Source organism: Flavobacterium sp. Root935 (genome assembly GCF_001429295.1).
Classification (GTDB): domain Bacteria; phylum Bacteroidota; class Bacteroidia; order Flavobacteriales; family Flavobacteriaceae; genus Flavobacterium.
Genome location: NZ_LMJL01000012.1, coordinates 107759 through 128003, shown reverse-complemented (window position 1 = coordinate 128003; position 20245 = coordinate 107759). Strand labels below are relative to the sequence as shown.

Annotated in this window: 22 protein-coding genes and 1 tRNA gene; 13 read left to right on the top strand and 10 right to left on the bottom strand. The window is 31.9% G+C overall.

The features are described 5' to 3' along the window. Positions 1-6: 6 nt before the first annotated feature. The 10 genes from ASE40_RS15310 (at position 7) to ASE40_RS15265 (ending at position 8708) form a co-directional block, all read left to right on the top strand. Positions 7-858, top strand: a complete 852-nt coding sequence (locus tag ASE40_RS15310) for a substrate-binding domain-containing protein (RefSeq protein WP_057117960.1) — start codon at positions 7-9, stop codon at positions 856-858. Between the two features lie 19 nt (positions 859-877). Next, positions 878-1810: a hypothetical protein gene (locus tag ASE40_RS15305; protein ID WP_057117959.1), complete on the top strand. Its 933-nt coding sequence runs from the start codon at positions 878-880 to the stop codon at positions 1808-1810. A gap of 125 nt (positions 1811-1935) precedes the next feature. Next, complete coding sequence (locus tag ASE40_RS15300) at positions 1936-2304, top strand: hypothetical protein (RefSeq protein WP_241774379.1); 369 nt, start codon at positions 1936-1938, stop codon at positions 2302-2304. Between the two features lie 202 nt (positions 2305-2506). Further along, positions 2507-4093 carry a ribosomal protection-like ABC-F family protein gene (abc-f, locus tag ASE40_RS15295; RefSeq protein WP_057117958.1) on the top strand — a complete coding sequence of 529 codons (1587 nt, stop codon included), beginning with the start codon at positions 2507-2509 and terminating at the stop codon, positions 4091-4093. Positions 4094-4314: 221 nt separating this feature from the next. Further along, entirely contained in the window at positions 4315-5364 is a 1050-nt protein-coding gene (locus ASE40_RS15290; protein WP_057117957.1) for a linear amide C-N hydrolase, read from the top strand. Positions 5365-5473: 109 nt separating this feature from the next. After that, a complete protein-coding gene (locus tag ASE40_RS15285) occupies positions 5474-6838 on the top strand; it encodes a hypothetical protein (protein WP_057117956.1) in 1365 nt (454 codons plus the stop codon). Between the two features lie 126 nt (positions 6839-6964). Further along, positions 6965-7282 (top strand): ArsR/SmtB family transcription factor, encoded by a 318-nt coding sequence (locus tag ASE40_RS15280; RefSeq protein ID WP_057117955.1) that lies wholly within the window; start codon positions 6965-6967, stop codon positions 7280-7282. A 4-nt stretch (positions 7283-7286) separates the two neighbouring features. Continuing rightward, positions 7287-7754 (top strand): SRPBCC domain-containing protein, encoded by a 468-nt coding sequence (locus ASE40_RS15275; protein ID WP_057117954.1) that lies wholly within the window; start codon positions 7287-7289, stop codon positions 7752-7754. 5 nt (positions 7755-7759) lie between these two features. Next, complete coding sequence (locus ASE40_RS15270; RefSeq protein WP_057117953.1) at positions 7760-8146, top strand: DoxX family protein; 387 nt, start codon at positions 7760-7762, stop codon at positions 8144-8146. A gap of 4 nt (positions 8147-8150) precedes the next feature. After that, positions 8151-8708 (top strand): DUF4256 domain-containing protein, encoded by a 558-nt coding sequence (locus ASE40_RS15265; RefSeq protein WP_057117952.1) that lies wholly within the window; start codon positions 8151-8153, stop codon positions 8706-8708. A gap of 42 nt (positions 8709-8750) precedes the next feature. Here the strand turns inward: ASE40_RS15265 and ASE40_RS15260 are convergent, their stop codons facing one another. After that, a complete protein-coding gene (locus ASE40_RS15260) occupies positions 8751-9101 on the bottom strand; it encodes a DUF2200 domain-containing protein (RefSeq protein WP_057117951.1) in 351 nt (116 codons plus the stop codon). Between the two features lie 132 nt (positions 9102-9233). Here ASE40_RS15260 and ASE40_RS15255 point away from each other — a divergent pair, with 132 nt between their 5' ends. Then, complete coding sequence (locus ASE40_RS15255; RefSeq protein WP_057117950.1) at positions 9234-9641, top strand: VOC family protein; 408 nt, start codon at positions 9234-9236, stop codon at positions 9639-9641. Between the two features lie 117 nt (positions 9642-9758). Here ASE40_RS15255 and map read toward each other — a convergent pair whose 3' ends face one another. From map to ASE40_RS15240, 3 genes are all read right to left on the bottom strand, one after another. Then, entirely contained in the window at positions 9759-10523 is a 765-nt protein-coding gene (gene map, locus ASE40_RS15250; protein WP_057117949.1) for a type I methionyl aminopeptidase, read from the bottom strand. 118 nt (positions 10524-10641) lie between these two features. Continuing rightward, complete coding sequence (locus tag ASE40_RS15245; protein ID WP_057117948.1) at positions 10642-11379, bottom strand: SDR family oxidoreductase; 738 nt, start codon at positions 11377-11379, stop codon at positions 10642-10644. Between the two features lie 80 nt (positions 11380-11459). After that, entirely contained in the window at positions 11460-12029 is a 570-nt protein-coding gene (locus ASE40_RS15240; RefSeq protein WP_057117947.1) for a Crp/Fnr family transcriptional regulator, read from the bottom strand. A 122-nt stretch (positions 12030-12151) separates the two neighbouring features. Between ASE40_RS15240 and ASE40_RS15235 the strand changes: the two genes are divergently transcribed. Further along, positions 12152-13363, top strand: coding sequence for a hypothetical protein (locus ASE40_RS15235; RefSeq protein ID WP_057117946.1), 1212 nt, complete (start codon positions 12152-12154; stop codon positions 13361-13363). Positions 13364-13380: 17 nt separating this feature from the next. Here the strand turns inward: ASE40_RS15235 and ASE40_RS15230 are convergent, their stop codons facing one another. From ASE40_RS15230 to ASE40_RS15210, 5 genes are all read right to left on the bottom strand, one after another. Further along, a complete protein-coding gene (locus tag ASE40_RS15230) occupies positions 13381-13776 on the bottom strand; it encodes a VOC family protein (protein WP_057117945.1) in 396 nt (131 codons plus the stop codon). 218 nt (positions 13777-13994) lie between these two features. Beyond that, complete coding sequence (locus tag ASE40_RS15225) at positions 13995-14570, bottom strand: HD domain-containing protein (protein ID WP_057117944.1); 576 nt, start codon at positions 14568-14570, stop codon at positions 13995-13997. A gap of 107 nt (positions 14571-14677) precedes the next feature. Continuing rightward, entirely contained in the window at positions 14678-15877 is a 1200-nt protein-coding gene (locus tag ASE40_RS15220; protein WP_057117943.1) for a PQQ-binding-like beta-propeller repeat protein, read from the bottom strand. A 305-nt stretch (positions 15878-16182) separates the two neighbouring features. Further along, positions 16183-16434 carry a GIY-YIG nuclease family protein gene (locus tag ASE40_RS15215; RefSeq protein ID WP_057117942.1) on the bottom strand — a complete coding sequence of 84 codons (252 nt, stop codon included), beginning with the start codon at positions 16432-16434 and terminating at the stop codon, positions 16183-16185. A gap of 62 nt (positions 16435-16496) precedes the next feature. Next, positions 16497-16572, bottom strand: a tRNA-Val gene (locus ASE40_RS15210). Between the two features lie 266 nt (positions 16573-16838). Between ASE40_RS15210 and ASE40_RS15205 the strand changes: the two genes are divergently transcribed. Continuing rightward, positions 16839-18623 carry an ABC transporter ATP-binding protein gene (locus ASE40_RS15205; protein WP_057117941.1) on the top strand — a complete coding sequence of 595 codons (1785 nt, stop codon included), beginning with the start codon at positions 16839-16841 and terminating at the stop codon, positions 18621-18623. A 214-nt stretch (positions 18624-18837) separates the two neighbouring features. Here ASE40_RS15205 and ASE40_RS15200 read toward each other — a convergent pair whose 3' ends face one another. After that, positions 18838-20007, bottom strand: coding sequence for a proline dehydrogenase family protein (locus ASE40_RS15200; RefSeq protein WP_057117940.1), 1170 nt, complete (start codon positions 20005-20007; stop codon positions 18838-18840). Between the last annotated feature and the right edge of the window lie 238 nt (positions 20008-20245).

Genomic DNA, 20245 nt, shown 5'->3' with positions numbered 1-20245 from the left:
AAATAAATGAAAACTGTCAAAATTGCGGGTGTTCCGGAACACTTCAATTTGCCATGGCATCTATGTATAGAAAATGGTGAATTTGAAGAAGAGAACATCGATTTACAATGGACAAATGTACCCGAAGGAACTGGGAAGATGTGTCAAATGCTTCGTGATGGAGAAACAGATTTAGCTGTTATTTTGACCGAAGGAATTCTAAAAGATATCGCAGCTGGAAACCCAAGTAAGATTGTTCAGATTTATGTGCAGTCGCCTTTAATTTGGGGAATTCACGTTGCTGCAAAATCAGATTATCAAACCCTAAAAGATCTTAAAAATAAAAAAGCCGCTATCTCAAGACTTGGTTCTGGATCGCAGTTAATGGCATATGTAAATGCCAATGAGCAAGGCTGGGAAATGGATGATTTAGAATTTGAAATTGTAAATACCATTGACGGCGCTGTTGATGCTCTGACCAACAAAAAAGCAGACTACTTTATGTGGGAACGTTTTATGACAAAACCTCTTGTAGATCAAGGAATTTTTAGACGCATTGACGACTGCCCTACTCCTTGGCCTTCATTTGTAATTGCGGTACGCGATGAATTCTTGAAAAAGAATCCAAAGATCATAGAGAAAATTCTTGAAATCATCAACAAAACAACGGTTGATTTTAAAGAAATTCCAGAAATAGACGAGAAATTATCTAAACTTTTTCACCAAAAAGCTGAAGATATTAAAGAGTGGCTGAAACTAACACAATGGTCACAGAAAAACCTAACAGAAAAGTCTTTTAATAAAATTCAAAATCAATTATTTGATCTGGGAATTATTGATAAAAAAAGTATTTTTGTAGAAACCGTAAAAGCACTGTAATACTGCTTTTTTGATTCGTATGATGAAATTCCCTAAAATTGACTTTCCGCAGTTAAAATCCAAGCTACAGGTGAAATCACCCTGGGATAGGATTATTATTTCGATTTTGAGTCTTTTAATTACGATTCCGATTTTCATCATACTGCATCAAAATTTAATCGATTTAGAATGGTCATTCAATCTCGATCGTGTATTTATCTTTATTTTTCTTTTTACAGCAATATTTTTTCTGCTGATGTATCTCAGAACGATTATTATTCTGTGCATTGCGGTTTATTTATTGGTTTTGTTTTACGGAACTGTTATTGGGAATTATGGTTTCAGCGAAATCTCAGAAGATTATAATTCTATGATTTATACCATGTCTGATAATCCGTATCCGCAGGACATCATTGTAGCGAAACTGCTTCCTTTTCCAAATAAAACAAAAATTATTAATGCAATAGAATACCAAAACCCTAAAGTGCGAAATTTTGCTATAATGGCGACAACGAAGCATTTTAAAGGAATTAGAGGTTATTCAGATTATCGAACTATTATTCAATGTTTTGCAGTTTTCAAAGAGATAAACGGCAGATGGAATTATGTTAACGATCCAAAAGAAGGTGATTATATTGCTACCGCTAGCGAATCTTTAGATTATTTTTCTGGCGACTGCGATGATCATTCTATTTTGATGGCGGCGGCGATTCGATCTATTGGCGGAACTCCCCGACTTATTCATACAAAAGGACATATTTATCCAGAGATTTTGATTGGTTCTACGATTGATTTGGAGAAAGTGAATTACTTGATTAAAAACGTTCTTTTTCCAAAAGAAAGCTACGGCAAGAAACTGCATTACCATATAGACGAACGCGGTCAAGTTTGGATGAATCTTGACTACACCGCAACTTATCCCGGCGGTCCATTCATGTATGAAGAAATTTTAGGAGCTTTAACTCTTAATTAAAGTTTCTCTGGAAAAGGCCTTGCGTAATGGCAGGTAAAAAAAATCTTTATAAATATTTGATTACGAATAATTTAATGTCATTTTTTTTTGTAACTTTTTCCTGTTTAACTTTTAACCTCATAATCATGAAAAACTCTAAATTATTTACCCTCGTAATTGCAATTGCTGTTGTATTAATGGTTTCATGTCATAGTAAAAGAAATAAACTAGTGAATTCATGGAAAGTTAGTGCTGTCGAAGCCAAAATTCCGATGACTGATTCTGCTAAAAATGTAATTCTAACCAATGGGGAACTTACTTTTACAGAAGATGGTCATGTTACTGGATTTTTACTTCGAGAAATAACAGACGGAACTTATGCATTAACAAAAAAAGGAACTAGTCTGGTTATTAAAGATGAAGTTGGTACGCCTTATCCTTGTGTAAGCACAATTACCGACGATAAATTAATTTTAGAAGCTAAAGAAGCTAAGTTAACATTCAATAAAATTTAAATTAAGCATTTCAGTTTATATCAATACAAAAAGCCATTCTTTTTATCTGAGAATGGCTTTTTGATTTTTTGCTTTAAAATAAATATCTTTGCATCTCTTTAAATAAGTACAACGTATGTGAAAAATAATTTCTTTCGAAAAGTTTAGTAAGTAACCGCATTTTGTGGTCACTTAATTTATTTATCTATAAAAGAAAGGAATTATGCTTATTCTTCAAAATATCTCATATCAGCATGAGAATAAAGACATGCTGTTTCAAAACATTAGTTTTGCTATAAACAATCATGATAAAACGGCTTTAATAGGAAATAATGGCGTTGGAAAATCTACGTTATTAAAAATTATTGCTGGACATCTTCACCCCTTTTCAGGGCAAATTAATCAAAATTCTAAACCTTATTTTGTTCCACAATTATTTGGACAATTCAATGATTTGACAATTGCGGAAGCGTTAAACATAAATGATAAAATAACTTCACTTAAAGAAATACTTGAAGGTATTGTAACTGACGAAAACTTAGAGTTGTTAAATGATGACTGGACAATTGAAGAACGCTGTAATGAGGCTTTAATGTATTGGCAGCTTCAAGATTTAGACCTTGACCAGAAAATGGAAACTTTGAGCGGCGGACAGAAAACAAAAGTTTTTTTGGCTGGAATTATGATACACGAACCAGATTTGGTTTTATTAGACGAACCCAGCAATCATTTGGATTTTGCTGGTAGAAACTTGCTGTATGATTTTATAAGATCTACTTCTATCGCTTTACTCGTTGTAAGTCATGACAGAACATTGCTGAATATTCTCAATAAAACTTTAGAAATGAGTAAAAATGGGATTTCTGTTTATGGCGGGAATTATGACTTTTACGACGAACAGAAAAAGATTGAAAATAACGCTTTAGAACAAGATATCCAGAGCAAAGAAAAAGCACTCAAAAAAGCCAAGGAAAAAGAACGGGAAACTATTGAACGCCAAAACAAATTAGATTCTAGAGGCAAAAAGAAACAAGAAAAATCGGGAGTTGCGAGGATTATGATGAATACGCTTCGTAACAAGGCTGAAAACAGCAGTTCGAAATTAAAAGATGTTCACGCAGAAAAAATTGATAATATTTCTAATGACTTGCGTGAGCTTCGATCATCACTTTCGGCTATAGATCAAATGAAATTTGGTTTTAACACTGCTGCTTTTCATAAAGGGAAAACACTTTTTAAAGCCGATGAAATCAATTACAGCTATGAAAATCAATTACTTTGGAAAGAAAATCTAAATTTTGAAATACTTTCTGTAGAGCGATTGGTACTAAAAGGTTCAAATGGCTCTGGAAAAACTACTTTAATCAAAATTATTCTTGGAGAGCTGCGCCCGAAGCTGGGAAATGTTAATTCCTTAAGTAAAAAAGCAATTTATATCGATCAGGATTATTCTCTGCTTGACAGCAATTTAAATATTTACCAACAAGCACAGCTTTTTAATGATTCTGGATTAGAAGAGCATGAAATTAAGATGAGATTAAATCGTTTTTTGTTCTCTCAAAATGATTGGAATAAACCATGCAGTGCTTTAAGCGGTGGCGAAAGAATGCGTCTTATGCTATGTTGTTTAACGATAAGCAATGAATCTCCTGAAATTATTATTTTGGATGAACCCACAAATAATTTAGATATTCAAAATATCGAAATTTTAACAACAGCAATTAATGAATATCAGGGAACTTTGATTGTTGTTTCACACGATCAGTTGTTTTTAAAACAAATAAATATCGAAAAAGAAATTTGGCTTTAAATAAGCAGCATTACAAATATTTTGGCGCTGCTCATTGTTTATTGAATCAATTAGTGATAACTGTCTTTTGTTATCACTAAAACTTTTGCTTTTATATTTGTCTGATAAACAAAACATTATTTAAAATTCGTAAATTGCATCGAAAGATTTTCTTTACAGAAATAGTTTTGGCTATCAAGCAATTTATATATAAATCAAGTTTAATTGAATGGTAAAAAATTATGAAATCAAGAAACAGAATTTTGGCGCTTTTACTTACTTTTTGTTTTATAAGTGAAACTGTACTTCCTTGTACAAGAGTTGTATACGAAGGCATAAATGGTACAATAATAACTGCAAGATCAATGGACTGGAAAGGAGAAATTCCAGCAAATTTGTGGATTTTCCCACGTGGTATTGACCGATCTGGAGAAGCCGGCACTAGTTCGGTAAAATGGAAATCTAAGTATGGAAGTGTAATTACGAGCTCTTGGGATATTGCATCTTCAGACGGAATGAACGAAAAAGGACTTGTGGGCAATCTTTTATGGCTGGTTGAATCTCAATATCCTAAGTTTGAAAAAAACGGAAAAGTAAAAGGTCTGGCCGTTTCTTTGTGGATGCAATATGTTTTGGATAATTTCTCGACCGTTTCTGAGGCTGTAAATGCATTAGCAAAAAATGAATTCGTAATTGTGTCATCGCATATTCCCGGAACAGACATTTTTGCTACAGTTCATTTATCTATTTCTGATGCTGCCGGTGATAATGCTATTTTCGAATATATAAATGGAAAATTGGTAATTCATCATGATAGAAAATATGTTACAATGACTAATTCTCCAATTTTTGACGAACAGCTGGCTATAAATACTTATTGGAAAAGTATTCCCGGAACAGTTATGCTTCCAGGAACGAATAGAGCTGCCGATCGTTTTGTGAGAGCTTCATATTATATTGATGCCATTCCGAAAACGGATGACACCAGAAGAGCTTTGGCAAGTGTATTCGGTGTAATTCGAAATTGTTCTGTTCCTTTAGGAATTGCTTCAGAAACAGAGCCTAATATCTCCTCTACTCGCTGGAGAACTGTTGCAGATCAAAAAAATCTCGTTTATTATTTTGATAATGTTTTAAACCCGAATGTAATTTGGGTTGAATTCAGTAAAATAGATTTTAGCGAAAAGGGAAAGATTAAAAAACTCAGCTTAGCCAATAATGAAAACTATTCTGGTGAATCTTTATTGAATTTTAAAGAAACGAAACCGTTTCAATTTGCGGGATTGGATTAGATAAAATTAAAAAAATTGAATGGTTTTGGTGTTTTCTTTAGATTTTATAATTAAAATCATACAAAATTGTTATATTTGATTAACTAATCCTAAACAAATTCCTAAAACCATGAAACAATTTTACAGTAAAGTATTATTGAGTATTTTTTCCGTCATATTTCTTTTTAGCTGCCAGAACGATGATGCAGATTCTCCTGTTCAGCAGGCAAAGGTTTTATTCTCAGTAAATTATGGAAGTTCTCATACCGGAGACATAAAGGGATACCTTGCCGCATATACTCCAGAAGGTGAGCTATTAAATTATGGCAGTTTGGGAGATTCTTTAAAATGGGATTTGAAAGCAAAATACAATGGTGACAAAATAGATATTTTATATTTTGAAGTGGTGAATGGAATGCAAGTTCAGCATATCAAAAATATTAGTGTTGGACAAACTTTTACCAATTTGCGAAATATTTTCCTTTATCAGGAAACAGATCGTAAAACCTTTAAATTTAAAGTTGAAGATTTTGGTAAAAGAGAAGGAAATGGTAATGTAGAAAACGGATTTTCGAGCACAGCATATTTAATTCATAGCGGTTATGCAACTTTTAATCCTTTAACTTGGAGTAAAATTGAAAACGGATATACTTATGCTGATATCACTTTTACTAAAGGGAATGATATAGAAGAAAAGGAATATGGAGCTGAGCTGCTTCTTTTTGAAAAAAACACTAATAAACCTTACGTCAAATATTTAGATTTAAAAATGCTTACTCAAAACTACACAAGCAATGATGTAATTACGTTAAATAAAAGTGATTTTAGTCCGGCGGAAATTAAGACTGTACAGGTAGACGCTAACAACGTTCCGTATGAGAATATGTTTTTGTATACGTACAACATACAAGCAGACAGAAGAAATATTATAAGATCATTTAATCATATAATTGAGGGTAATAAAATTTGGTATGTGAGCAGTAATGACGAAATACCAATTAATTACTGGCGATTAGTATATTCTGCTAAAACTGGAAACACTTCTTACGTTGCAGAAAGTAATAAAAAAGAAGTACCGTCACTTGTAAACGTAAAAGAACTTTCTGGGCATAGTATAACCAAAAATGGAGATAAATTTTCTTTTAAACATGGCGCTGTTTTTCCAGATAAAAAACTTTTAAGGACTTTCGTTTCCTTTTATAAATATAGATATTCAGCGAATAGTATAACTTATATTTGGAATTTTGACAGTACAGAAAGTACAGGAACTTTAAATTTAAAACCTTTTAAATTTCCAGCTGGCTTATTAGATAAATTTTCAAATATCAAACAAACGGATCAAAGAGAATGGGAAACTGGAGATTATGGCCAAGTCTACGATACAAGATCTTCTACCAATGTAATGTTAAACTATTTAAATGATATTTTGTTGTGGAAAACAAATGTATATACTGTAAATGAGTATACATTTGAAACATATTCGATTAAGCTTTAAGTTATTACAAAACACACAGCAAAACCTTCAAATTATATAGTTTGAAGGTTTTTTTGTTTAAAAAAAAGAAAAAAAATATTGCGCAGTCAAATGACTTCATTATATTTGCAGTCAAATAACTGCGTAATGGAAATTAGAAGAGATGTTTTTCAAGCAATAGCCGATCCTACCCGAAGAGCTATTTTAGGTTTAGTAGCCATTCAAGCAATGACGCCTGGCGCAATAGCAGATAACTTTGATTCGTCTAGACAGACTATTTCAAAACATATCAAAATATTGAATGAATGTGAGTTACTACATCAAGTACAGAACGGACGAGAAATTTATTATCACTTAAATCCCCAAAAAATGAAAGAAATTGACAACTTCATCGAGCCGTTCAGACAAATGTGGGATGATCGTTTCAATAAATTAGAATCAATCATGAAAAATCATAAAAAGTAAAAACATGGAAAGAAAGACAAAAATAACGGCAGAAGATGGTAAACAAGATCTCATTATCACTAGAGAATTTGATCTGCCATTAGAATTATTGTTTAAAGCGCATGTTGATCCAGAAATTGTTTCGCAATGGATGGGAACAAAAGTTTTAAAATTGGAAAGCAAAAAACACGGAGGATGGCATTTTGAAACTAGCGATCCCAGCGGAAATGTGGTGTTTAGCGCCAATGGCGTAATTCATGATTTTGTTCTAAATGAGAGAATTACAAGAACTTTTGAAATGGATAATGCAAATTTCGCGCCTCAATTAGAGTTTCTTGAATTTGAAAAACTAACAGATGAAACTAGTAAATTAACGATGCTGATTATTTACAAATCTATTGAGCATAGAGAACAGCAATTAAAATTACCTTTTGCTCAAGGTTTAAATATGGCACATAATAGATTAGAAGAAATTGTAACGAAACTAAAATAAGTATTATGACTAAAAGAAATAAAATTATTTACTGGATTGCTACGCTTTGGCTGGCACTAGGAATGGCTTCGACTGGAATTGTACAATTAATCCAGAATAAAGAAGAAATAGAAATGATGAAACATTTAGGTTATCCGCTTTATTTTTTAACGCTTTTAGGGGTTTGGAAATTACTAGGTGTTATTGCTATACTTATTCCTAAATTTGGTTTATTAAAAGAATGGGCGTATGCTGGTTTCTTCTTTGCAATGTCTGGAGCAGTAGTTTCTCATTTAGCTTGTGGAGATGGTGCAAAAGAACTTTTTGGACCATTACTATTAATTGTTTTGACTATTTTTTCGTGGTATTACAGACCAGCGGAAAGAAAGTGTTTTAGTGAATTAAAAAGTTAATCAAATGAAAAAAGTATTGACAACCAACGAACAGGATGAGATTTTAAGTACACTTGAAAAACGTTTTGAGCAAAACAAAAACCGTCATAAAGATTTAGATTGGACAAAAATTGAAGCCAAACTAAAAGCTAATCCGGAAAAATTGTGGTCGCTTGAAGAAATGGAAAAAACGGAAGGCGAACCAGATGTTATTGGTTATGATAAAAAAACAGACCAATACCTTTTTGCTGACTGCTCTGCAGAAAGTCCAAAAGGACGAAGAAGTATCTGCTACGATCATGAAGCGCTTGAAAAAAGAAAAGAGCACAAACCTGCTGACAGTGCTGTAAATATGGCCGAAGAAATGGGAATTGAAATTCTGAACGAAGAACAATACAAGGAATTACAAAAACTAGAAAAGTTTGACACCAAAACTTCAAGCTGGATTTTGACTCCGCCAGAAATAAGAAAATTAGGAGGTGCAATTTTCTCTGATTTTAGATACAATACCGTTTTTGTATATCATAACGGTGCAGAATCTTATTATGCTGCAAGAGGTTTTCGCGGTTTACTAAGAGTTTAGAAAGATTAAAACCTTCAAATAATTCATTTGGAGGTTTTGTTTTTACTCTCTTAAAATCTTTTCCATCTTTTTTCCTTTTGCCAATTCGTCTATTAATTTATCTAAATAACGAACTTTCTGCATTAGCGGATCTTCAATTTCTTCCACACGATAACCACATATTAAACCAGTAATTTTGGATACATTCGGATTCAATTTTGGAGCTTCTGCAAAGAAGGTTTCAAAGTCTGCCTTTTTCTCAATTTGAGCTTTAAGTTGTTCGTCGCTATATCCTGTTAACCATTTTGTTATTGTATCTACTTCTTCTTTAGTTCTTCCTTTCTTTTCTGCCTTTTGAATATATAAAGGATAAACGCTTGAAAATAGTAATTTATATACTCTTTCGTTTTTCATTTCACGCTTTTTAGATAATTTAGGTTTTAAGGTAAAGATAATTCAAAACTAAAAAAACTCCAATACAAGAATTATTTATACCTTAGATTTGTTTTATTAATGTCAATTTTTGCTAACTAAAAAACTATTTATATGGAAAACCAAAACCATTCAAACGACAACACTCCAAAAGTGACCGGAATTGGCGGTATTTTCTTTTTTCTAGACAATCCAAAGGAAACTAAAGATTGGTACGCCAAAAATTTAGGATTAGAGATTAATGATTGGGGTTCAGCAAGTTTTGAATCGAGAAATCTTGATAATCCAGAGCAAATCGAATCGACTCAATGGTGTCCTTTTAAGAAAGGAGATGAATACTTTTCTCCGTCTAAAAAAGACTTTATGGTTAATTACCGTGTTCAAAATATCGAAGGTCTTTTAGAAAAACTCAAACAAAATGGAGTAACAATCTTAGATGATATCGAAACTTACGATTATGGAAAATTTGTACATATAATGGATACTGAAGGCAATAAAATTGAGCTTTGGGAACCGATTTAAATTTTTAATGGTTAATGGTTGATGGTTGATGGTTGATGGTTGATGGTTGATGGTTGATCTTGAGATATAAAAAAAACTCCACTATTTCTAATGGAGTTTTTTAGTTTTATGTTTGGGTTAATTCCAGATTTCATTCATTTCGGTTAAAATGATTGGTTTGCCTTCTGTCACTACAATTGTATGTTCGTGTTGTGCCATAAAACCGCCTTTATTTCCTACCATTGTCCAGCCGTCTTGCAAAGTCTCCGCATAAGTTGACGTTGTTGAAATAAACGTTTCTATGGCAACTACAGAATTCTTTTTAAATCTCGTGACATTAAAACGATCTCTATAATTGGCTATTTCGTGCGGTGCTTCGTGAAGGCTTCGCCCTACTCCATGCCCAGTAAGGTTTTTTATAACTTTGTATCCTCTTTTTTTAGCTTCAGTTTCTATTAAAAAACCAATATCAGAAATACGAACGCCTCCTTTTATATTATGAATGGCTTTGTACAAGATTTGTCTCGAAGCTTCAACCAATTTTTGATGTTCGTTTACATCAGAACCAATTACAAAAGAGCCGCCGTTGTCTGACCAGAAACCGTCTAATTCTGCGGAAACATCAATATTAATTAAATCTCCCTCTTTCAAAATTCTAGTCTCAGATGGAATGCCATGACAAAACTCATTATCAACACTAATGCAAGTCCATCCAGGAAAACCGTAAGTCAAATAAGGTGCAGATTTAGCGCCGAGATCATTTAGAATTTGTCCGCCATAATCATCCAATTCTTTGGTTGACATGCCCGGTTTGGCAAATTTTCTCATTTCTTTTAAAGTGAATGCAACTGCTTCACTTGCTTTTTTCATTCCTGCTAATTCTGCTTCTGTTGTAATTGACATAATTTGTTTTCTTTAGAATTAAATCTGAATCAAAATTACCACTTTTATTTTTTTAAAGATGGTTATTAAATTAAAAACCTCCAAAATCAAAGACTTTAGAGGTTTTAATATGGTTTTATTACCAAGGACTTTCTTCGCTTTCGTCTTCAATATCATTACTAAAGAATTTTCCAGTTGGTCCGTTTTCATCAGTTACAGTATGTTTTATAATAAAACTCGCCGCACTTTCTACGCTTCCAGGTCCGCTGTGATGATTAAAATCTGTAGCAGTATAGCCTGGATCAATTGAATTTACTTTAAAACCTAAATCTTTTAATTCATAAGCCAAAGTAACTGTAAAAGCATTTAAAGCCGTTTTTGACGAAACGTATGAAACTGCTTTTATCGCATAATATTTCCAAGCTGGATCGCTGTGTAAAGTAAGCGAACCCAAACCAGAAGTAATATTACTAATTCTCGGATTTTTTGATTTTTTAAGCAGTTCTAAAAAAGTCTGAGTAACTCTAATAACACCAAAAAAGTTAGTATCAAATGTCTGTTGGATTTTTTCGACAGAAGTTGTTGAAGAATCTTGCGGTACATCTCCTAGAACTCCAGCATTATTAATTAGAACATCTAATTTTCCCTGCTCGTTTTCTATAATTTCTTTTGCACTTAAAACACTATCCGCGTTTGTTACATCAATCTGAATTGCTTTAATATTATTAAAACCTTCGTGAGTTAGTTTGTTTACTACTTCCTCTCCTTTTTGAAGATCGCGGCTTCCTAAATAAACAAACAATCCTTTTTGTGAAAGTTGTTTTGCCGTTTCTAAACCAATGCTTCTATTTGCGCCTGTAATTAATACTGAATCCATTTTTTTATCTTTTTAAATTATTGATTACAAAGTTGCGTTGATAAAAAACAAAAACATTTGCCATTTGGCAAAAAGCAACTTTAACGGATATTTTTTCTAATTCTGCTCAAAGAAGATTGCGTGATACCTAAATAAGAAGCCAAATAAGAAAGCGGGACGCGATTAATTACTTTTGGAAACATTTCCATAAAAGATAAATAACGTGTTGTAGCATCTTCTGAAACCAGCGGACTTCTTCTAGCCACTTTCTGAATCAAAGCTTTATTGATAATTTTATGAACTATTTTGTCCCAGCCAATAATTGTATTTAATAGTTCTTCCCAATCTTTTTTAGAAAAAACAATCATTTTACAATCGGTAACAGCTTGAACGTAGGCAGAAGAACAAATACTGTTTTCGAAACTTTCTAAATCGACTACAAGATTATTTTCATCTATAAAATATTTAGTAATTTCTTCGCCTTTATTATTGTAGTAACAGACTCTCATGATTCCGTCGATAATGAAACCAACTTCTACGGAAATTTTACCAGCTTCAGAAAAATAATTATCCTTGCTAATATCTTTTACTTGGGCTTTGCTTAAAATTAAATCAATCTGGTGCTGATTTAAACTGCCAAACTGCAATATATATTCTACTAATTCTTTCATGCACGAAAGTTAGTTATAAGTTTTTAATCGAAATTTGTCATATGGCAAAAAAAGAATTGAATAAAATTTATTAGGCGCCCCTTTATTCTTACTTTGCGTTAGAAATCTTTTTGTGCATAGAAATGAAAATAATAAAAAGCAGTTTTTTCAGTCCAAGGAAATGTGAGTATGGTGATTTTGAAATAATACCTGATGCCGGTTGGGAATTTTCGCAGACATTCATTGATTATGAATCTAAACTCTTAATAGTATCTCTAAGCATTAAAGACGAAACCAAATGGGAAAATCATGGTTATAATGGTACTATTATTCCAACTAAGCAGTATAAAGTCGACTTAGAAACCTTGCATATTTTAGAATTTGAAGATTGGAAGCATTATTTCAATTACAATAAAATTGAAATAATAAGTGAAGATGGAAAATACAAATTGATCACGCAAAGAGTTTTTAAACCTGAAAACAATAATGATTCAATCATTGAAGAGTTATATGACAATATTTCTGGCAATCTAATAAGTTCAAGCCGTTCGATCGCTTTTAATGAAGATAAAAATGAAAATTTATTAGAAAGTAAATACCGTTCTGAGAGAGAATTAGAAGATCGAATAAGAATATATAATGCTAAACCAAATTTAGCTGAATTCTATAAGATTCAGATTAATCAGTTAAAAGATCAGGATGTTATAATTTACTACTATGATGCTTTTTACACATTCAAACTTACTTTTGTAAATGATGAATTTGTTTTGTCTAAAGGAGACATATTTCCTTCAAAACAAGAAGATTGGCAGTCATTACAATATGATGAAATCGCTGTTTATTATAATATAGATGAATTTTGGAACGATTTTATTAAAGAGGAAAAATGGTATTTAAAATATAATATACATTACGGTTTTGACCATAAAATATTGGTTTTGGCAAAACATATAACAGAGTATTTGAATGAATTACGCAGGGAACAAAAATCTTCATTTAAAGAATATGAAAAAATTAATGAGTGGCAGGGAAGCGTTTGGAGTGATGAGTATAAAAAGAAAGAAATAAAACAATGGTGTGCCAATTGTTCTAAGCCAGTGAGTTATTATGGACGCTATCCAAAATATATTTGTCAAGAATGTGCTGCTAAAGACGCATACGATACTAATGGAAATATACTTGAATTTTCTAACCTCGGAATCTCAGGCGGTTTTAAAGCAGCTACAAAAAATAAGGATGGAAAAGTTATCAAAGAAAATGATACCGAACAATTTTGTGATTGTATAATTGATGGTAAATTGTTTTTTGCACAAGAAGCAAGATTTGGAGGAATTGTAATCCAGCTCAAAGAGTAGCTATAGTTTCTAAAAAACTACATTCCAGGCCAATACAGAAAATTAAATTTATGTCCGTCAGGATCAGCAAAACCGAAAGTATAGCCTGCTTCAAAATTTTCTGGTTCAGAAAAAATAGTTCCGCCAATTTCTTTGACTTTTGCGTACCAAAGGTCTACTTCTTCCCTGCTTGCTGCCGATAAAGAAAATATAATTTCATTATCGTTTTTTGTATTGGTAAGTTTTCCTTTTACAGCATTTTCAAGTCTTTTTTCAATAAAAAAGTTGATTATAAAGTTATTGTCGCCGAAAGCAAAACTAACTAATTCGTTAGTTTCTTTTCCGTTTTGTTTGAACCCTAAATCGGTATAAAACTGAATTGTTTTTTGCAAATCATGCGAAACTAAGTTTGCCCAGATCATTTTCGTTTTCATAATTAATTTTCATTAGATTCAATTATACAATTATACTAAGTTAATCAATTTCTAATTCACAACTTGTCTTGTAGTTTTTTTTATCTTAACTCATATAGATATTATTAGACTTTTTCATTTATAGAAGTAGAACAAAATTATAGAAACCATTTTGAAATAATTTATAAAAAACAACCTCCAAAGGAAATTCTTTGGAGGTTGTTTTTTGTTGACTGAAATTAATTTGAGGTACTTAGAAAACGATAATACTCTTTAATTTTAATTTTTAATCGTCTTGCTAAATATTCATTTCCATCTTTCAGTTCATTGTGAATAATTTCAGCTTCTTCAATGTATTTCAACTTTTTTTCGTCATTCCAATAATATGGAGGCTCATACAAATTTGATATTCTGTCGGCCATTTTAACCGCCCAAACTTCTATAGGCTGCTGTTTAATTCGGTTAAGACTATCCAGCATTTTTTCCAATGAATCAGTTATTTGATCATTTTTGGTTAAAGCCAGAACTCCAGATGCAACTTGGCTTCCAAATAAATCATTAACTTTTTCATAATCAAACGTGGTGTCTTCTATTATGTCATGGAGCATTGCACATTTAACAGCCAAATCAGAATTCATGTTTTCTGTTAATCGAGTGGCGTTTAAAACTTCAAAAACAACACTTCCTATATGATTGATATACTCTACTCTTTCCCCTTCACTTACACCACCATATTTTTGTCCGTCATGTAGTTTTGAAACCAATTGCCAAACATCCTGAATTTCGTCTATTGACCAGTCTTTTTGTTGTTCCATATTCTATAATGAATTTTTAGATTTTATGTAATTTATTGCTTTTTTTGAATATCTGCAACAATTTTACTTTAAGCTTTTTTCATTTATAAAATTTAAGACGTTTTTTATTATCGAATTATTTTGAGATATGCGGTGTAGATATTATCCAGAAGAGAAGTTCTCATATAATATACATTTTCGTCTTTTTCTCTCAAATCAAATTGAATTAAACCCGCATCACAATAATAGTACAACAAGTTATCATCATTTGGAAATTCAATGTTTGAAACAGGCAGAGTTGTTAATTTAGTTTCGAATGCTATTTCACCATTTGTTAAGTCTAATTCAAAAAGTTTTGCTTTTTTGGTGTAACCCCAAATATTCTCATTTTCTTTGATAATGTATTCGATATTATCATCTTTAAAATCAGTTTTCCATAGCTGAGTTCCAGTTTTTGAATCAACAGCATAAAGAGAAGAAACATTGGTTCCTTGTGCTCCAAAATAAAGTTTATTGTCATTGCAAAGTATGCGTTCTTTAATATTGTATTGATTTTCAGTTAATTTAAACTGCCAAACAACATCTAATTTATCAGGACTTAAAGCAAAAAGAACATCTTTATCATTTGCAATAAATATATTTTGACCATCTGTTACAGGCTTTCCGCTTATAGTTCCCTCAAAGTTTTTTTGGTTGAGAACTTTTCCTGTATTTGCATCAAAACTATAAACATTTGAACCGCTTTGGGTAAAAATTTTGTTATCAAAAAAAAGTACTGGAATATCGTTGCTTGCCGAATCCAGTTTATAATTCCATGCTAAACTACCGTCTTTTATATCAAGGGCATATAAATTACTGCCTTGATTTTGGTTTTGAGCAGTAATATAAAGTTTTCCGTTATGTATAACTGGAGTCTGGTCTTTTAAAACAATTTGATCTGTAATATTACCTAATCTTGATTTCCAAAAAATACTGCCGGTCTCGTTATCTATTGCAAAAATTTCACCATTAATAAACGGAAGATAAACAACTCCATCAGCTATTGTTACTTTATTGGCACACATTTCTGTATGCGAATCTGTAGCTTTTACAGTCCAGCCAATTGTTTCAGTCTCTAAATCATATGAAAAAAGTGAACCGTCATAATCGTAAATTAAGATCGATGCTTCGTCTAATGCAACTTTTTTAAGTGGTTTCATGGCTTTATTCGTCACAATTTCACTTTCGCTTAAACCTTTATTAGAATAATTAGTTTTATTGGCGGGAGCTTGCCCAAATATATTTATCGCAGTAAAGACAAATAAAAGAGTTATTAATTTTTTTTTCATTTTAAGATTTGGGTTTGATGAATCGATTTCTGTTTAGCAATAAAGCTGCTAAACAAAACAATATCTCTGCCAAATGTAATAAAAAAAATATTATAGGATTTTATATCGTACTAAGGCTATTGGATATATATCTATTTAAAAATGTTTATAACATTTATGAAATTTGAGGTATGAAAAGAAAAAGGTAAAGCAAAAAAAAACTCCAAAATCATAAGACTTTGGAGTTTTGAAATTTTGTGGGCGATGAGGGGTTCGAACCCCCGACCACTTCCGATGAAAAATCGGAATGCTCAAAAATAGCTGAGCTAATTTTTATTTTTAATTAATTCTTCGATTTTAATTCTGCTTTTCCAAGATTTAAATTGTAATTCTCTTTTATGAGCAGTTTCTTTTGTTTCGTAATTTTCTGTATAAACAACTTGCCAGTCATTAACGCTTCCAGTAAAACCTTTACTTTTTTGATTATGCCTTACAAGCCTTTCAACTAAATTTGAAGTAAAGCCAATATAGAATTTATTTTTAGTTTCGCTGAAAAGTATATATACAATGAATTCCATAAATGATTAAAATAAAAAAAACTCCCAAATCATAAGATTTTGGAGTTTTTGGAATTTTTNNGTGGGCGATGAGGGGTTCGAACCCCNCGACCCCCTCGGTGTAAACGAGGTGCTCTGAACCAGCTGAGCTAATCGCCCTATTTTACTAGGCTGCTATCGTTTGTGATTGCGAGTGCAAATATACAGCTAGATTTTGTATTTGCAAGCATAATTAGAAAAAAAATGAAATTATTTTTCATCTTTTTCTTTAGCAATCTATTTTTCAGCTCCTTAAAAAACAAAGAAATTTTTCTTTTTTCTTATAATTAAGTTAAAAAACGAAATCTGGATCTGTAATTCTTAATATTGCTTTGTATTCATTTGCTATAGTCATACATTTGCATACCTAAAAATACTATATTCTAATGGCACGATTTAAAGAAAATGATTTACCTAAATCAAAAATAACGGCTACTTCACTCTCCAAAGCAAAAACAATATTCACATACGCAGGAAATCACAAATGGAAATTCTTCATCGGGTTGATTTTTCTGCTTTTAACAGGAGCCACTGCCCTAGCCTTTCCTAAATTAATGGGAATGCTGGTAGACTGCGTAAAAAATAAGGACAATGACGAAGCAAATAATATTGCTTTAGGATTAATTGCAATCTTATTTTTACAATCATTTTTCTCATTCTTCAGATTATCATTATTTGTAAATTTTACCGAAAATACATTAGCAAATCTGCGTTTGGCTTTATATACTAATTTGGTAAAACTGCCAATGACTTTCTTTTCTCAAAAAAGAGTCGGCGAATTAAACAGCCGTATCAGTGCCGATATTACTCAGATTCAAGATACTTTAACTACCACAATAGCAGAATTTTTACGTCAATTTATATTAATTATTGGAGGTGTAATTTTACTGGCAACCGAAAGTTTAAAATTAACCTTATTAATGCTGTCAGTTGTTCCATTAGTTGCAATTGCTGCAGTAGTTTTTGGAAGATTTATTAGAAAATACTCTAAAAAAGTACAAGATCAGGTTGCTGAAAGTCAGGTAATTGTTGAAGAAACCATGCAGGGAATCAGCATTGTAAAGGCTTTTGCAAACGAATGGTATGAAATTGCACGATATAAAGGTAAAATTAGTGATGTTGTAAAATTGGCCATTAAAGGGGGGAAATACCGCGGTTATTTTGCTTCATTTATAATATTTTGCTTATTTGGTGCTATCGTAGCTGTAGTTTGGTTTGGCGTTCGTTTGAGTATAGCGGGAGAAATGAGCGTAGGACAATTAATATCATTTGTTTTATATTCTACTTTTGTGGGAGCTTCATTTGGTGGAATCGCTGAATTATATGCACAGATTCAAAAAGCAATTGGCGCAACGGAAAGAGTTTTCGAATTATTAGACGAAAATCCAGAAAAAATCAATTCTGATTCAAATAAAAGCAAAGAAAAAATAAAAGGAAATGTAACTTTCAACAATGTAGCTTTTAGTTACCCGACACGTCAGGAAATTCAGGTATTGAAAGACGTAAATTTCAAAGCCGAATTTGGACAGAAAATTGCAATTGTTGGACCAAGCGGTGCTGGGAAATCGACTATTTCTTCGCTTCTTTTACGATTTTATGATATTACTTCTGGGGAAATTACTGTTGATGGAAAAAACATCTATGATTATGATTTAGAAGATCTTCGTGGTAATATGAGTATTGTCCCTCAAGATGTTATTCTTTTTGGAGGAACAATTAGAGAGAATATTGCCTATGGAAAACCAGACGCAACTGATGAAGAAATTATTCAAGCAGCAAAACAAGCAAATGCATTCAATTTTGTAGAAGGTTTCCCAGAAAAATTTGAAACATTAGTTGGAGAACGCGGTGTTAAATTATCTGGCGGACAACGTCAGCGTATTGCAATTGCAAGAGCACTGCTTAAAAACCCGAGTATTTTAATATTAGACGAAGCCACTTCATCTTTAGACAGTGAAAGCGAAAAACTAGTTCAGGAAGCTTTAGAAGTTTTAATGGAAGGAAGAACAAGTATTATTATTGCACATCGCCTTTCGACTATTAGAAACGCAGATAAAATTCTAGTTTTAGATAACGGAAAAATTTCCGAAGAAGGAACTCACCAAGAATTAATAAACTTAGAAAACGGAATATATAAGAACTTAAGTAATTTACAGTTTAGTAATTCTTAAGTAAAATTTCAATTTTTTAAAATTCCAAATTCCAATACAAAAAAGTCCATTTGCTTTACAAATGGACTTTTTTGTTAAAATCTAAAATCATACATCTCCAGCAAACCCGACAGGTTTTAAAAACCTGTCGAGTTTAATACGAATGAAAAAGGTTCCAATTTTAGTTGGAACCTTTTTAATATGTAAACTGTAAACCGAGACTGAAAACTGAAAATTATTTCCCTTTTCTACGTTTACGTTCTGCTTTAATCATAGATAACTCACGGCTCGTTTGTCCAGCAACAGAAGTATTTTCTTCTGCACGACGAATTAAGTATGGCATAACATCTTTAACAGGTCCAAAAGGTAGATATTTTGCTACATTATAACCGTTTTCAGCTAAGTTGTAGCTAATATTATCGCTCATTCCGTATAATTGCCCAAACCAGATTCTATTATCGTTTTTCGCAATTACTTTTTGAGCCATCATTTCCATTAACTTGTATGAACTCAATTCATTATGTGTTCCTGCAAAAATAGCCATAGTATCTAGGTGATCTAACATGTAATTTACAGCAGCATCATAATTATCATCTGTAGCTTGTTTAGAAACACAAATTGGCGAAACATATCCTTTTTCTTCAGCACGTTTGTTTTCTTTTTCCATGTACGCGCCGCGAACTAACTTCATTCCGATATAGAAACCTTCAACTTTAGCAATATCATGAAGCTTTTTCAAGTAATCCAAACGATCCCAACGGTACATTTGTAAAGTATTAAATACAATAGCTTTTTCTTTATTATATTTACGCATCATATCAGTAACTAAATCATCTGCAGCATCCTGCATCCAGCTTTCTTCACCATCAATCAATAGCGCTACATCTTTTTTATGAGCTTCGCTGCAAACTTGGTCAAAACGAGAAACTACTCTATTCCACTCCTCTTGTTCTGCTGGAGTTAAAGTTTGTTTTTCGCCTAATTTCTCATACAATTCAAAACGTCCTAAACCAGTTGGTTTAAATACTGCAAACGGAATCGCTAAACGTTCTTTTGCAAATTCAATAGTTTTTAAGGTCATTTCCAAAGCTGCATCAAACTGCTCCTCTTCTTCTTTTCCTTCAACTGAATAATCTAATACAGAAGAAACACCTTTGGTAAACATTTTATCAACTACAGTTAAGCAGTCATTTTCGTTTACACCACCACAAAAATGATCAAAAACAGTTGCACGAATCAGTCCTTCAACAGGAAGATGTGCTTTGATTGCAAAATTGGTAACAGCTGTTCCTATGCGTACCAAAGGCTCGCTGTCAATCATTTTAAAAAGAAAATAAGCCCTATCAAGTTCGGTATCACTTTTAAGTGAAAAAGCAACTTGAGTGTTATCGAATATTTTTTCCATTAAGTTTAGTTTTTGTGCAAAGATATAGAGTGTTTTGAATATTATTTACTAAATGCAATCATATTTTTTCAAATTGTTAATGAGATCATTATATAGGACAAATTAGAAAGTAAAATTTTAATGTGTCGTGCTGCTTTCTATTAAAAAGAAAATATATGTCTCTCTCCGTTAATTAGAATGATTCGTTTTAAAACAAATTAGCAGTAAACTTTGAATATTATTTCCTTAAAAATGCCTT